Source organism: Variovorax sp. YR752 (genome assembly GCF_943372545.1).
The window spans coordinates 20,964-33,477 of sequence record NZ_CALRZC010000015.1; the positions used below are offsets into that span (position 1 = coordinate 20,964).

Here is a 12,514-nt window from a genome sequence, read left to right on the forward strand (position 1 = left end):
GGTGTCATCGGCCGCCGCCACAATGGCGGCGCCATGCAGCGTCGCCAACTCCTCCAGCAGCTCGGCCGCCAGGCGGCTGCCATGGCGCTGGCCAGCCTGTTCGGCAGCGCGGTGCGCGGGCAATCGCCGGCGGTGCGCTGGCCGGCCAACCTGGGCGACCCGTTCACGCTCGGCGTGGCCAGCGGCATGCCGCAGCCCGGCTCGGTGGTGATCTGGACGCGCCTCGCGCCAAGCCCGCACGAGCCCGGCGGCGGGCTGCCCGGGGTGCCGCTGGCGGTGCGCTGGGAGCTGGCGGAGGACGAGCACTTCTCGGTCGGCGTGCGCCGCGGCGAGTTCGTCGCCCGGCCGGCGCAGGCGCACAGCGTGCACGTCGAGGTCGATGGCCTGGCCAGCGCTCGCACCTGGTACTACCGGTTCATCGCCGGCGACGCGATCAGCCCGATCGGCCGCACCCGCACCGCGCCCGCCGAGGATGAGCCGGTGCCGCGGCTGCGCATCGCGCTGGCCTCCTGCCAGCACTACGAGCAGGGCTGGTATGCGGCGCATCGCGAGATCGCCGCGCGCGATCTCGACCTGGTGCTGTTCGTCGGCGACTATATCTACGAGTCGAGCAATCCGCGCTTCCGGCTGCGCGCGCACGAAGGGCCGGTGCCGCGCACGCTGGACGCCTACCGCGCGCGCCACGCCACCTACAAGCTCGACGCCGACCTGCGCGCCGCACACGCCGCCCACCCCTGGCTGCTGACCTGGGACGACCACGAGGTCGAGAACGACTACGCCGGCGAGGCCAACGTGCGTGGGCTCGACGCTGCGGCCTTCCTGCGCCAGCGTGCGGCGGCCTACCAGGCCTACTTCGAACACCTGCCGCTGTCGCCCACGATGGCGCCGACCGGTGCGGCCATGCCGCTGCACCAGCAGTTCCGCTGGGGCCGGCTGGCCGAGTTGTGGATGCTCGACAACCGGCAGTACCGCGACCGCCAGGCCTGCAGCACCGACGGCCGCGCGGGCGGGCGGGTGCTGGCACCGTGCGACGAAATGGCCGACCCGGCACGCAGCGTGTTCGGCGCGGCGCAGGAGCGCTGGCTCGGCCAGGGCCTAGCCAGCAGCCGGCGCGCCTGGAAGCTGATCGGGCAGGCCTCGCAGCTCAGCCCCAGCGGCGTCGCCACGCCGTTCGGCCAGCGCCTGTACAGCGACGGCTGGGACGGCTACCCGCGGGCGCGCGAGCGGCTGCTCGACGCCATCGCCGCCTCGACGGCCGCCGGCGGCGATGCGCTGGTGCTCGGCGGCGACGTGCATCGCCATGTGGCCGCCAATCTTCGCCAGCGCCCCGACGATCCGCGCTCGCCGGTGGTGGCCGGCGAGTTCGTCACCACCTCGGTGACCAGCCGCGGGCTGTCCGAGGCGTTGACGGCGGCGATGCGCGCCAGCAACCCCGACCTGCTGCACGCCCGCAGCGACGAGCGTGGCTACGCACTGCTCGACATCACCCCCGCGGCGGCGACGTGCGAATTCCGCGCCACGCCGTTCCCGGCCCGGCGCGAAGCCAGGTTGCACTCGCAGGCGCGCTTCGTGGTCGAAGCCGGCCAGCCGGGTGTGGTGAGCGGCTGACGCCGGCTGCGCCCGTTTGTCACGCTCCGACGCATCTCGTAGCGAAATGCACGTGGGCGGTGCACTTGTTCTCGGCTTCGCCCCGCAGCGCGGTTCATCACACTGGGATCATTCCGATATCGGGGTGATCAACAGCGGGTGGGGGGTGGTGACATGAGCAGCAAGTCTTCTTCGGCGCCATGGTGGTCAGCGCTGGGTTTCGGCAGCAAGGCCGCCCCCGCGCCGGACACGGACTACGCCGACATGGGCACCGCCTTCGGGCTGGACGCCAGCATGGGCGCGCATCCCGCGCCCGAGGAGCGCAGCGCCCCGGCCAAGGAAAAGGGCCGGCCCCCCTCTGCAGGCGCCGGCCCCTTCAGGAAGCGCTGAACGCTTCGGCGTCAGATCACTTCGGCAGCACCACGCTGTCGATCACGTGGATCACGCCGTTCGAGGCGACCACGTCAGCCTGAACGACTTTCGCCGCGTCGACGGTCACGCCGCCGGTGGTGCCGAGGGTCAGCTCGCTGCCCTGCACGGTCTTCACCTTGCCGGCCTTGACGTCCTTGGCCATCACCTTGCCCGGCACGACGTGGTAGGTCAGCACGGCGGTCAGCTTGGCCTTGTCCTTCAGCAGCGCGTCGAGGTCCGCCTTCGGGATCTTGGCGAAGGCCGCGTCGGTCGGCGCGAAGACGGTGAACGGGCCAGCGCCCTTGAGCGTGTCGACCAGCCCGGCAGCCTGCAGCGCCGCAGCCAGCGTGTTGAACTGGCCGGCGCCGACGGCCGTTTCGACGATGTCCTTGGCCTGGGCCGACAGCGCCGCGAACGACAGGGTGGCGAGCGCGATGAACTTCTTCATGGTGGGTACTCCTGGGTGAACGTGGGAAACGCAGGTGACTTGCGGGTCTTGCTCTGGGTGCCGCGCGCTCAGGGCGCCGGCAGGATCACGGTGTCGATCACGTGGATGACGCCGTTGCTGGCGAGCACGTCGGTCGCGGTGATGTTGGCGGTCCGGTCGCGCTGGTCGGTGATGGCCAGCGAGGCGTCGACCGTGAAGGTCTCGCCCTGCACCGTGGTGATGGCGGCGCCGATCGGCACCTCGGCCTTCAGCACGCGGCCCGGCACGACGTGGTAGGTCAGCACCTGCGTCAGCAGCGCGGTGTCGGCCAGCAGTTCGTCGCGGGTCACGCCCAGTTCGGCGAGCAGCGCGGCGAAGGCGTCGTCGGTCGGCGCGAACACCGTGAACGGGCCGGGGCCGCTGAGCGTGTCGGCCAGGCCGGCCGCCACCACCGCGTCGACGAGGATGCTGAACGCCGGCGTCGCGATCGCGGTCTCGACGATGTTCTTGTCGGCCGGCAGGATCACCGTGTCGATCGCATGGATCACGCCGTTGGCCGCCGGAATGTCGGTCAGCACGATCGTCGAGTTGCGGTTGCGACCGTCGGTGATGACCAGATCGCTGCCGACGCTGTCGATCTTGAAGATCCCGCCGGCCAGCGGCGAGATCGCCTCGCCCAGCGCAACGTCGGCCTTGCGCACCGCGCCGGCGAGCACGTGGTACTGCAGCACGGCGGTCAGCAGCGGCTTGTCGGCCAGCAGTTCGTCCTTGGTCACGCCCAGCTCGGTCAGCAGCGCCGCGAAGGCGTCATTGGTCGGCGCGAACACCGTGAGCGGGCCGGGGGCCGACAGCGCGTCGGCCAGGTCGGCGGCGGCGACGGCCTCCGCGAGGATGCTGAAACGCGCATCGGACTGCGCGATCTGCACGATGTTGCCGGGGTGGTCGTCGTCGCCGCCACCACAGGCGGCCACCAGGGCCAGGGCGGACACGGCCGCCAGTCTCTTGAGCCAATCGAACATGTGTACTGCTCCAGTCCAGGTTGCAAGGAGGCCGGCGACAGGGCCGACCGGCGCCAGTTCGTGAACCAAGTCACGAGACCGAACGGACGCATCCTAAACTGTTTGGTATTCCATGAAGACTGTCCAGTTAATCCAGTGCACTTCATGGTCACGACAAGACCTGCGCGTCCCTTCGCAGCCCATCGCGACTAGAATCTGCTCATGGCCAAGCTGTCATTTCGTGAGCAGGTATTGCGCGCCCGGGAGGACGCGATCGTGTCCTCGGTGAACCGCCTGCTGGCGGAGAAGGGCTTCGACCTGATGACGGTCGACGAGGTGGCGGCCGATGTCGGCATCGCCAAGGCGAGCCTGTACAAGCACTTCACCTCGAAGGAAGAGCTGGCCGCGGCAGCGATGATCCGCATCCTCGACCGCGCGCTCGCCTTCATCGACGAACTGGCCGGCAAGGAGCCGGCCCGGGCGGTCGATCAGCTGATGGCCGTGGCGCGCTGGACCATGCAGGTGCAGCTGGCCGGCGAGATGCCCTCGCTGCCGGCGCAGAACTCCAGCCTGCGCGCCACGCTGACCACCAACAAGGCCTATCTCGACCGGCTGATGGAGGTCAGCGACCGGCTCGGCGCCTGGATCACCGCCGCACAGGCGGCCGGCGACCTGAACCCCAAGCTGCCACCGGAAGTGATCCTCTACACGCTGTTCGCGCGCGCCTGCGACCCGGTGCTCGGCCTGCTGAAGTTGACCGGCCAGTACAGCGACGAGCAGATCATCGAGCTGCTGCTGTCGACCTGCTTCGACGGCTTGTCGCGGAGATAGACACGATCCCGGCCGAGCGCCGGGCCGCCCCAAGCCGGCCGGGCGCCCCCTCGGGGGGCCGCTCACGCAGTGAGCGCGGGGGCTCCAGGCTTCAGCGGATCAGCAGCACCGGCGTCTTGCACGCCGCCAGCACCTTGGTGGCGACGGAACCCATCACCAGGTTGCCCAGGCTGCCGTGGCCGTGCGAGCCCATCAGCAGCAGGTCGAAGTCGCCCGAGTCGGCCATCTTGGCGATCACCTCGGGCGCATGACCGACCTTGCCGACATAGTCGGCATCGATGCCCTGCTTCTTGAAGAAGGCGCGGATCGGCTTGAAGACGGCTTCGCTGGCGTCGGCGTAGTAGCCCTTGAGCGTGTCGCGCTCGATCACCGCGGCCGCACGCGGCGGCACCGGCATCACCGTGTTGAGCACCGTGTACTGATGGCGTCCGCCGCCGAGCCATTCGTCATGGGCGGCAAGGTAGGCCAGCATGCGCTTGGTGAACGGGCTGCCGTCGGCGGCGATCAGGATCTTCATGAGGCGTCGTCTCCAGGGACATCTTTGAAACGACGTGAGTCTCGCACAGGCCCCAGTGGGTTTCTTGACATCCCGCAAGCGTGCCGGGCCTTACCATCCACGCCCCATGAACCCTCGCATCGAAGAACTCAAGCGCCAGATCCGCCAGCTCGATGAACTGGCGGCGGCCGGCACCTTGCCGGCAGAGCAGGCTGCGGCGTCGCGCGGCAAGCTGGAGCAGGAACTGCTCTCGCTGGTCATGCAGTCCGGCGACTCGCCACGCGTGGCAGCAGCGCGCGCCGCGGCGCGGCCGTCGCGGCGGCTGCTGGGCGGCTCGCTGGCTTTCGTGCTGGTGCTGGCAGTGGCCGGCTATGCGGTCTACGGCACCCCGTCGGCGTGGCGCGGCGTGCCGGCGGCCAAGAGCGAAGGCGAGGCCGGACATGCCAGCGGCGCCGGGCAGATCGAGGCGATGGTCGGCCAGCTCGAGCAGCGCCTGAAGGACAAGCCCGACGACGCCGAGGGCTGGTCCATGCTCGGCCGCAGCTACAGCGCGCTGGGCCGCTACGCCGATTCGATGAGTGCCTTCAAGCGCGTGACCACGCTGCGCCCGCAGGACGCGCAGGCCTACGCCGATCTCGCCGATGCCACCGCGATGGCCGCCGGACGCACGCTCGCCGGCGAGCCGGCGGCGCTGATCGCCAAGGCGCTCGAACTCGACCCGAAGAACCTCAAGGCGCTGGCGCTGGCCGGCACGATCGCCTTCGACGCCGGCGACTACGCCAAGGCCGCGATGCTGTGGGAGGCGGCGATCGCTTCGTCCGAGCCCGGCAGCGAGCTTGCCCGCAACCTGCAGGGCGGCGTGGCCGAAGCACGCGCGCGCGCCGGCCTGCCGGCGGCGAGTGCCTCCGCGCCGGCCGCTGCCGCCACCAATGCCAGCGTGGCCGGCCAGGTGCGGCTCGGCACCGCGCTGAAGGGCCGCGTCGCGCCGGAGGACACCGTGTTCGTGTTCGCCCGTGCCGTCGACGGCCCACGCGCGCCGCTGGCCATCCTGCGCAAGCAGGTGAAGGACCTGCCGATCACCTTCACGCTCGACGACTCGATGGCGATGAGCCCGGCGACGCGCCTGTCAGGTGCGAAGCAGGTGATCGTCGGCGCACGCATCAGCAAGAGCGGCAATGCGATGCCGCAACCGGGCGATCTGCAGGGCTTCTCGCAACCGGTGGCGGTCGGCGCCACCGGCCTGGCGATCGAGATCGCCGAAGAGGTGAAGTGAGTCAGACCTCGTAGAGCCGCAGCGGGTCGTGGCCCTCGGCCTCGCCCTTGCGGCCGTGGCCACGCGCATTGCAGATCACACGCGTGCGGCCGCCGGCATGTTCGACAAGGTAGTCGTGCCGGCAGTGCAGGTGGCCGTGGATCCAGGTCGTGGCGAACGGAAGCAACGCATCGTCGGCATTGCAGAAGCTCGCCGTGCCGGGCTGCGCGCCATAGCGCGGGTCGGCGCTTCGCAGCGACGGCGCGAAGTGGGTCAGCGCCACCGTGCGGTCCCAGTCGCCGGTCTTCGCCAGTTCGGCGGCAAGCCAGTCGCGGCAGGCCAGCGCCTCCTCGCGCACGCCCTCCGGATCGAAGGCCACGCCGCGCCGCGTGCTGCGCATGATGCGCATGTAGTAGGCGGCCGCGCGCATCGCCGTGGCGCGGCCGGTGTCGCCGAACAGATCGAAGTCGCACCAGCGCACGGTGGCCACGAAGCGGATGCGCGCACCGTCGGCATCGGCGCGAACGAGGCTCTCGCGCTCGAGCAGCGTGATGCCGAGCTGACCGCAGCGCGCGCGCAGCGCCAGCCAGGCGTCGTCGAGCTCGCGGCCGTCGAACTCATGGTTGCCGGCCACCATCAGCACCGGCACCGGCCAGCCACGGAAACGCTGCAGCGCCGCCCAGCGGCTGTCGATGTCGCCGCCGAGCACCAGCAGTTCGGCGGCCGGGTTCGGTTCGGGCTCGAAAGACTCGGTCTCGAGGTGCAGGTCGGACAGGAGCTGGATCCTCATCCGGCCCCTCGCCGATCGGTCAGGCCTTGCCGTGGCACTGCTTGTACTTCTTGCCGCTGCCGCAGGGGCAGGGGTCGTTGCGGCCGACCTTGGGCGCCTCGCGCTTGACCGTCTCGACCTTGTAGCGGCGGTCGCGCGTCAGGTCTTCCAGGTCGGCGACGATGACGATCAGGTCCTCGATCGCCTCGTCGAGCGTGGCCAGCGGATGTTCCTTCTCCAGCGTGGCGACGACCTCGCGCTCCTCGTCGCTCTGCGCCGGCAGGTGGCGGTACAGGCGCGCGAGGGCGACGTCGATCGCCGGGTCGGGCAGCTCGAGCAGGTCGGGGAAGCTCTCCATCGCATGCTGGAAGCCGGCCACCCAGGGGAACAGCGCCTGCGACACCGGGTTCAGGCTCGCCGCCGGCTCGTCGCTGCGCGGCGGGTTGAAGTCGTCGAGTTCGAGGATCAGCGGGTCGAACCAGCCGTCCTCCGCGATCGCGCGGTTCAGCGCGGCGTGGCGGCGCAGGATCAGCGCGGTCACGCGCTCGCGCCAGGCCGGGTCGGCATCATCGGGCAGCGGCTGCCCGTCGAAGTCGAACACGTGCGGCAGCCAGGCCTCGGTCTCGAGCAGCACCGGCAGCACGATCACGCCACAGAGGAAGCCGTCGAGCATCACCGCATCGAGCGGCTCGAAGGGCTCGGGCGTCTGGGCAAGCAATCCGTCGAGTTCCTCGAACTCGGCATCAGTCAGGTCGGCGGTCATTCAGGTCTTTCGTCAAGCGGCCGCCGCGGAACCGGCTCTGCCGGGCCGCTGGCGGCGCCCCCTGAGGGGGAGCGCCGCAGGCGCTACGGGGGGGTCACACGAAACTGTCCGATCAGTCGGTAGCGGGTGCCGGGATGGTACAGGCGCGCCACCGACGCCACCGCACCCTGCGACACCGTGCGGCGCGACACCATCAGCAGCGCGCTGCCCTCGGGCACGTCCAGCGCCTTCGCCTGCTCGGCGTCGGCGAGCACCGCCTCGACCACCTGCTCGGCCTCGGTCAGCGGCGCGTGCTGGAACAGCACGTGCGAGGGCGTGACCTGGGTGAAGTCGATCGCCACGAAGTCCGGCGCCAGCGCCGGGTTGACGTGGCGGTCTTCGAGCTGGATGGCGACGCCCTGCTCGAGATGAACCAGGCGGACGTGGAAGACCGTCGCGCCCTTGCGCAGGCGCATCGCCGCGGCGATGTCGGCGTTCGCCCTCTCGCGCTCGACCCCCAGCACGCGGGTGACGTGCACGTGGCCGCGCTCGGCGATCTCGTCGTGGATGTCGCGCACCTGCAGCACGTTGGAGATCGGGTGCAGCTGGGCGACGTAGGAGCCCGAACCCTGGCGGCGCTCGATCAGGCCTTCGTCCTCCAGCTCGCGCAGGGCGTGGTGCACCGTCATGCGGGCGCAGCCGAACTGCTGCACCAGCTCGCGCTCGGACGGCAACCGCATGCCGGCCTGCCAGCCGCCTTCGGCAATGCGCTGCCGGATCGAGGCCTTGACTTCCTCGGACGGCAGGCGGCGGGGCGCAGCGGTTGGCGTCATGGTTTCATTCTATCCTTCGCCATGCTAAAGTTGTCTAGACCACTTTGCGGAGCGCGACGATGACAGCCACCCCCCGTGCCACGACCATCACCCCGGGCAGTCTCGACAAGGCCCTGCTGGCCCGCGTGGCCACCGGCCCGGTGACGCTGGCCATCGCCGAATCGGCCCGCGCCGGCATCGAGGCCAGCGTCGCGGCAGTGCGCACGCTGGTGTCGCGGCACGAGCCGGTGTACGGCATCAACACGGGTTTCGGCAAGCTGGCGCAGACGCGTATCGCCGACGACCAGCTGACGCAGCTGCAGAAGAACCTGGTGCTGTCGCACAGCGCAGGCGTCGGGCAGCCGCTGGCCGCGCCCGTGGTGCGGCTGATGCTGCTGCTCAAGGCAGCGAGCCTGGCGCATGGCGTGTCGGGCGTGCGCATGGACGTGATCGAAGCGCTGCTCGCGCTGCTGGCGAACGACGTGCTGCCGGTGGTGCCCGAGAAGGGCTCGGTCGGCGCCTCGGGCGACCTGGCGCCGCTGTCGCACATGGCCGGCGTGCTGATCGGCGTCGGCGAGGCCTTCGTCGGCGGGAAGCGGATGAGCGCGCTCGAGGCGCTGCCCCATGCCGGGCTGAAGCCGCTCACCCTCGGCCCCAAGGAAGGCCTGGCGCTGCTCAACGGCACGCAGGCCTCGACGGCGCTGGCGATCCACGCCGCACTGCGCCTGGAGAACGTGTTCGACGCCGCTCTGGCGGTGGGCGCGATGACGGTGGACGCCGCCAAGGGTTCCGACACACCCTTCGACGACCGCATCCACGCGGTGCGCGGCCAGCGTGGCCAACGCCTGGTGGCGGCGCGCTACCGCGCCTGGCTGGCCGGCAGCGCGCTGCGCGCCTCGCACATCGATTGCGAGAAGGTGCAGGACCCGTACTGCCTGCGCTGCCAGCCGCAGGTGATGGGCGCCTGCCTCGACCAGATGGCCCATGCCTGGGGCATCCTGCTGACCGAGGCGAACGGCGTGTCGGACAACCCGCTGGTCTTCGCCGACACGATGGAAGCGCTGTCCGGCGGCAACTTCCACGCCGAGCCGGTGGCCTTCGCGGCCGACAACCTGGCGCTGGCGATCGCCGAGATCGGCGCGCTGTCCGAGCGCCGCACGGCCATGCTGATGGACCCGGTGCTGTCCAACCTGCCGGCCTTCCTGGTCGACAACGGCGGGCTCAACTCCGGCTTCATGATCGCGCAGGTGACCTCGGCGGCGCTGGCCTCGGAGAACAAGTCGCTCGCCCACCCGGCGAGCGTCGATTCGCTGCCCACCTCGGCGAACCAGGAAGACCATGTCTCGATGGCCACCTATGCGGCGCGGCGACTGCACCAGATGCTCGACAACACCGCCGGCATCGTCGGCATCGAGTGGCTGGCCGCGGCGCAGGCGCTGGACTTTCACCGGCCGATGCAGTCCTCGCCGGCGATCGAGACCTTCCATGCCCGGCTGCGCGCCAAGGTGCCGCGCCTGGCGGAAGACCGGCTGATGGCGCCGGACATCGCGACCGCGACGGCGCTGGTCGAACAAGGCGCCTCGTTGCCGGTTTGAACCTCAGTGTTCCATCTGGGCGGTCTTCAGAGACTCCGCCCGGATGTCTTCGGTCACCACCGCCTTCAGCTCCGAGAAGCGCGGCGTGGTCTTCACCGTGTAGTGGCGCGGGTAGGGCAGGTCGATCGCCAGCTCGTTCTTGATGCGCCCCGGCCGAGCGCTGAACACCACGCAGCGGTTGGCCATGAAGATCGCCTCGTCGACGTCGTGGGTCACGAACAGCACGGTCTTGCGGTGTAGCTCCCAGATCGACAGCAGCAGCTCCTGCATCAGCGCGCGGGTCTGGTTGTCGAGCGCGCCGAAGGGCTCGTCGAGCAGCAGGATCTTCGGGTCGTTGGCCAGCGCGCGGGCCAGGGCCACACGCTGCTGCATGCCGCCGGAGAGCTGCTTGGGGAAGTGGTTCTCGAAGCCGCGCAGGCCGACCTCGGCGATGAAACGCGCCGCGATCTCGGCCTGCTGCGCCGGCGTCATGCCCTTCTCGCGCAGGCCGAAGCAGATGTTCTGGTGCACGGTCAGCCAGGGGAACAGCGTGTAGCTCTGGAACACCATGCCGCGTTCGGCACCGGGGCCGCGCACCGCCTGCCCGTCGAGCAGCACCTCGCCCTGCGTCGGCGTGTCCAGGCCGGCGACGATGCGCAGCAGCGTCGACTTGCCGCAGCCCGAGGGGCCGAGCACGGTGATGAAGTCGTTGTGAGCGACTTCCAGGTCGGTGGGCTGCAGCGCCAGCGTCGGCGCGCCGCGATTGACGCCGGGGAAGGTGCGGCCGACGCCGCGGATGGAGAGGCGGCTCACAGCGAAGCCCAGCGGAACAGCGCGCGGTTGGCGCGCTTGAAAGCGAGGTCGGAGACGAGCCCGATCACGCCGATGGTGATGATGCCGAAGATGATCTGGTCGGTAGCCAGCAACGCCTGGCTGTCGGTGATCATGTGGCCGATGCCCTCCGAGGCGCCGATCAGCTCGGCGACGATCACGTAGGTCCAGGCCCAGCCGAGCACCAGACGCAGCGTCTCGGCCACCTGCGGCGCCGAGGCCGGGATCAGCACGCGCCGCACGATGCCCCAGTCGTTGGCGCCCAGCGTGTAGGCGGCTTCGACCAGGTCACGGCGTGTCGCGCCCACCGTCACCGCGATCATCAGCACCAGCTGGAAGAAGGAGCCGATGAAGATCACCGAGAGCTTCTGCGCCTCGCCGATGCCGGCCCACAGGATCAGCAGCGGGATGAAGGCCGAGGCCGGCAGGTAGCGCGCGAACGAGACGAAGGGCTCGAAGAAGGCCTCGATCGGCTTGTAGGCACCCATCAACACGCCCAGCGGCACGGCGATGATCGCCGCCAGCAGGAAGCCACCGACGACGCGCCACACCGTGAACCCGATGTCCTTCGCGAAATCCTGCTCGGCCAGCAGCGTCCAGCCCGATCGGACCATCGTTATCGGGTCGGCCAGGAAGGTCTTGGAGACGAAGCCACCCAGCGTGGCGAACGCCCACACGGCGAAGAACAGCACGAAGAAGCTGATGCCCAGGGCCAGTCTGGCCCCGGGCGAGACGTCGCGAAGCGGCTTCAAGGGACTACTTGATGAACTGCGTGTCGGCCAGCGCCTTCAGGTCGGGGATCTGCTTGATGATGCCGACCTCGAGCAGCAGGTCGGCCGCTTCCTTGCTGAACTGCGCATGCTCGCCGGCGAAGAACTTCTGGTTGGCCGCCTTGTCCTGCCAGCGCAGGTAGGCCTGGCTCTTCTCGAAGGCCTCGCCGCTCTGCTTGACGTCGGCGCCCATGATCTCGAAGCTCTTCTTCGGGTCGGCCTTGATCATCTCCAGCGCCGCGAAGTAGCCGTCGGCCAGTGCCTTGGCGGCCTTCGGGTTCTCCTTCAGGAACTTGGGCGTGCAGCCGAAGGTGTCCATCACCATCGGGTAGTCGAGCGTGGTGGCGATGATCTTGCCGGCCTCGGGCTTGGCGCGCACGGCCGACAGATACGGCTCGTAGGTCATCGCGGCGTCGATGCCGTCGGTGCCGGCGATCATCGCGTTGGCGGCCGGCTGCGGGCCCATGTTGACCACCTTGACGTCCTTCACCGACAGGCCGTTCTTCTTCAGGATCCAGGCCAGGCCGAAGTAGCCGGCTGTGCCCGGCGCGTCGGCGGCGACGGTCTTGCCCTTCAGGTCCGTGATCTTGCCGATGCCGGGCTTGACCACCATGCCGTCGGCGCCATAGCTCTTGTCGAGCTGGAAGATCTGCGTGGTGGCCACGCCGTTGGCATTCCACACCACCCAGGTCTCGACGGTGGTGGCGGCGCACTGGATGTCGCCCGAGGCGATGGCGAGGTGGCGGTCCTTCTGCGGAATCTTCTTGATCGACACGTCCAGGCCAAGCTTCTTGAACAGGCCGGCTTCCTTGGCCAGCGTCAAGGGCGCGAAACCGGTCCAGCCGGAAATGCCGATCGCTACCGGGGTTTCCTGGGCGGCGGCGGGCGCGGCGGCGGTCAGAATGGTGGCAGCGGTCGCCAGGGCGGTGAACGTGCGTTGGAGGATCATGGGGGCTCCTGCGTTGAGGTGGTTCCTTCGCCTTGCAAGGCGCGTGCCGCAGTCTACACTGCGGC

General features: G+C 69.8%; 14 protein-coding genes. 5 read left to right on the top strand and 9 right to left on the bottom strand.

Going from position 1 to position 12,514, the window contains the following annotated elements:
• Positions 1 to 33 precede the first annotated feature (33 nt).
• Together AAG801_RS05570 and AAG801_RS05575 are read left to right on the top strand one after the other, a co-directional pair.
• Positions 34 to 1,608: an alkaline phosphatase D family protein gene (locus AAG801_RS05570; RefSeq protein ID WP_341887517.1), complete on the top strand. Its 1,575-nt coding sequence runs from the start codon at positions 34 to 36 to the stop codon at positions 1,606 to 1,608.
• Between the two features lie 153 nt (positions 1,609 to 1,761).
• On the top strand, positions 1,762 to 1,977 hold the full coding sequence (locus AAG801_RS05575) for a hypothetical protein (protein WP_341887518.1): 216 nt from the start codon (positions 1,762 to 1,764) through the stop codon (positions 1,975 to 1,977).
• A 16-nt stretch (positions 1,978 to 1,993) separates the two neighbouring features.
• Here the strand turns inward: AAG801_RS05575 and AAG801_RS05580 are convergent, their stop codons facing one another.
• Positions 1,994 to 2,446 (bottom strand): fasciclin domain-containing protein, encoded by a 453-nt coding sequence (locus tag AAG801_RS05580; RefSeq protein WP_341887519.1) that lies wholly within the window; start codon positions 2,444 to 2,446, stop codon positions 1,994 to 1,996.
• A gap of 68 nt (positions 2,447 to 2,514) precedes the next feature.
• The gene (locus AAG801_RS05585; protein ID WP_341887520.1) at positions 2,515 to 3,444 is read right to left on the bottom strand and encodes a fasciclin domain-containing protein; all 930 of its coding nucleotides are present in this window, start codon (positions 3,442 to 3,444) and stop codon (positions 2,515 to 2,517) included.
• A gap of 201 nt (positions 3,445 to 3,645) precedes the next feature.
• On the opposite strand from AAG801_RS05585, the gene AAG801_RS05590 reads away from it, so the two are divergent.
• Positions 3,646 to 4,254 carry a TetR/AcrR family transcriptional regulator gene (locus AAG801_RS05590; protein ID WP_341887521.1) on the top strand — a complete coding sequence of 203 codons (609 nt, stop codon included), beginning with the start codon at positions 3,646 to 3,648 and terminating at the stop codon, positions 4,252 to 4,254.
• 91 nt (positions 4,255 to 4,345) lie between these two features.
• On the opposite strand, the gene AAG801_RS05595 is transcribed toward AAG801_RS05590, so the two are convergent.
• Complete coding sequence (locus AAG801_RS05595) at positions 4,346 to 4,771, bottom strand: universal stress protein (protein WP_341887522.1); 426 nt, start codon at positions 4,769 to 4,771, stop codon at positions 4,346 to 4,348.
• 106 nt (positions 4,772 to 4,877) lie between these two features.
• Here AAG801_RS05595 and AAG801_RS05600 point away from each other — a divergent pair, with 106 nt between their 5' ends.
• Positions 4,878 to 6,023: a c-type cytochrome biogenesis protein CcmI gene (locus AAG801_RS05600; protein WP_341887523.1), complete on the top strand. Its 1,146-nt coding sequence runs from the start codon at positions 4,878 to 4,880 to the stop codon at positions 6,021 to 6,023.
• A gap of 1 nt (position 6,024) precedes the next feature.
• On the opposite strand, the gene AAG801_RS05605 is transcribed toward AAG801_RS05600, so the two are convergent.
• From AAG801_RS05605 to hutC, 3 genes are all read right to left on the bottom strand, one after another.
• Positions 6,025 to 6,792: a metallophosphoesterase gene (locus AAG801_RS05605; RefSeq protein WP_341887524.1), complete on the bottom strand. Its 768-nt coding sequence runs from the start codon at positions 6,790 to 6,792 to the stop codon at positions 6,025 to 6,027.
• Between the two features lie 19 nt (positions 6,793 to 6,811).
• The gene (locus AAG801_RS05610) at positions 6,812 to 7,534 is read right to left on the bottom strand and encodes a UPF0149 family protein (protein ID WP_341887525.1); all 723 of its coding nucleotides are present in this window, start codon (positions 7,532 to 7,534) and stop codon (positions 6,812 to 6,814) included.
• An 83-nt stretch (positions 7,535 to 7,617) separates the two neighbouring features.
• Positions 7,618 to 8,346: a histidine utilization repressor gene (gene hutC, locus AAG801_RS05615; RefSeq protein WP_341887526.1), complete on the bottom strand. Its 729-nt coding sequence runs from the start codon at positions 8,344 to 8,346 to the stop codon at positions 7,618 to 7,620.
• Between the two features lie 59 nt (positions 8,347 to 8,405).
• Here hutC and hutH point away from each other — a divergent pair, with 59 nt between their 5' ends.
• Positions 8,406 to 9,920: a histidine ammonia-lyase gene (gene hutH, locus AAG801_RS05620; protein WP_341887527.1), complete on the top strand. Its 1,515-nt coding sequence runs from the start codon at positions 8,406 to 8,408 to the stop codon at positions 9,918 to 9,920.
• Positions 9,921 to 9,923: 3 nt separating this feature from the next.
• On the opposite strand, the gene AAG801_RS05625 is transcribed toward hutH, so the two are convergent.
• Genes AAG801_RS05625 through AAG801_RS05635 form a run of 3 tightly spaced genes read right to left on the bottom strand, consistent with a single transcriptional unit; the run spans position 9,924 to position 12,449 of the window.
• Positions 9,924 to 10,712, bottom strand: a complete 789-nt coding sequence (locus AAG801_RS05625) for an ABC transporter ATP-binding protein (RefSeq protein ID WP_341887528.1) — start codon at positions 10,710 to 10,712, stop codon at positions 9,924 to 9,926.
• Positions 10,709 to 11,482 (bottom strand): ABC transporter permease, encoded by a 774-nt coding sequence (locus AAG801_RS05630; protein ID WP_341887529.1) that lies wholly within the window; start codon positions 11,480 to 11,482, stop codon positions 10,709 to 10,711. Before AAG801_RS05630 ends, AAG801_RS05625 begins: the two co-directional genes overlap by 4 nt.
• A gap of 4 nt (positions 11,483 to 11,486) precedes the next feature.
• Positions 11,487 to 12,449, bottom strand: a complete 963-nt coding sequence (locus AAG801_RS05635; RefSeq protein WP_341887530.1) for an ABC transporter substrate-binding protein — start codon at positions 12,447 to 12,449, stop codon at positions 11,487 to 11,489.
• Between the last annotated feature and the right edge of the window lie 65 nt (positions 12,450 to 12,514).

Coding starts and splice junctions, on each gene's coding strand:
- AAG801_RS05580 (WP_341887519.1), bottom strand. CDS start 2,446: ATGAAGAAGTTCATCGCGCTCGCCACCCTGTCGTTCGCGGCGCTGTCG.
- AAG801_RS05600 (WP_341887523.1), top strand. CDS start 4,878: ATGAACCCTCGCATCGAAGAACTCAAGCGCCAGATCCGCCAGCTCGAT.
- AAG801_RS05610 (WP_341887525.1), bottom strand. CDS start 7,534: ATGACCGCCGACCTGACTGATGCCGAGTTCGAGGAACTCGACGGATTG.
- hutH (WP_341887527.1), top strand. CDS start 8,406: ATGACAGCCACCCCCCGTGCCACGACCATCACCCCGGGCAGTCTCGAC.
- AAG801_RS05590 (WP_341887521.1), top strand. CDS start 3,646: ATGGCCAAGCTGTCATTTCGTGAGCAGGTATTGCGCGCCCGGGAGGAC.
- hutC (WP_341887526.1), bottom strand. CDS start 8,346: ATGACGCCAACCGCTGCGCCCCGCCGCCTGCCGTCCGAGGAAGTCAAG.
- AAG801_RS05575 (WP_341887518.1), top strand. CDS start 1,762: ATGAGCAGCAAGTCTTCTTCGGCGCCATGGTGGTCAGCGCTGGGTTTC.
- AAG801_RS05605 (WP_341887524.1), bottom strand. CDS start 6,792: ATGAGGATCCAGCTCCTGTCCGACCTGCACCTCGAGACCGAGTCTTTC.
- AAG801_RS05585 (WP_341887520.1), bottom strand. CDS start 3,444: ATGTTCGATTGGCTCAAGAGACTGGCGGCCGTGTCCGCCCTGGCCCTG.
- AAG801_RS05635 (WP_341887530.1), bottom strand. CDS start 12,449: ATGATCCTCCAACGCACGTTCACCGCCCTGGCGACCGCTGCCACCATT.
- AAG801_RS05595 (WP_341887522.1), bottom strand. CDS start 4,771: ATGAAGATCCTGATCGCCGCCGACGGCAGCCCGTTCACCAAGCGCATG.
- AAG801_RS05570 (WP_341887517.1), top strand. CDS start 34: ATGCAGCGTCGCCAACTCCTCCAGCAGCTCGGCCGCCAGGCGGCTGCC.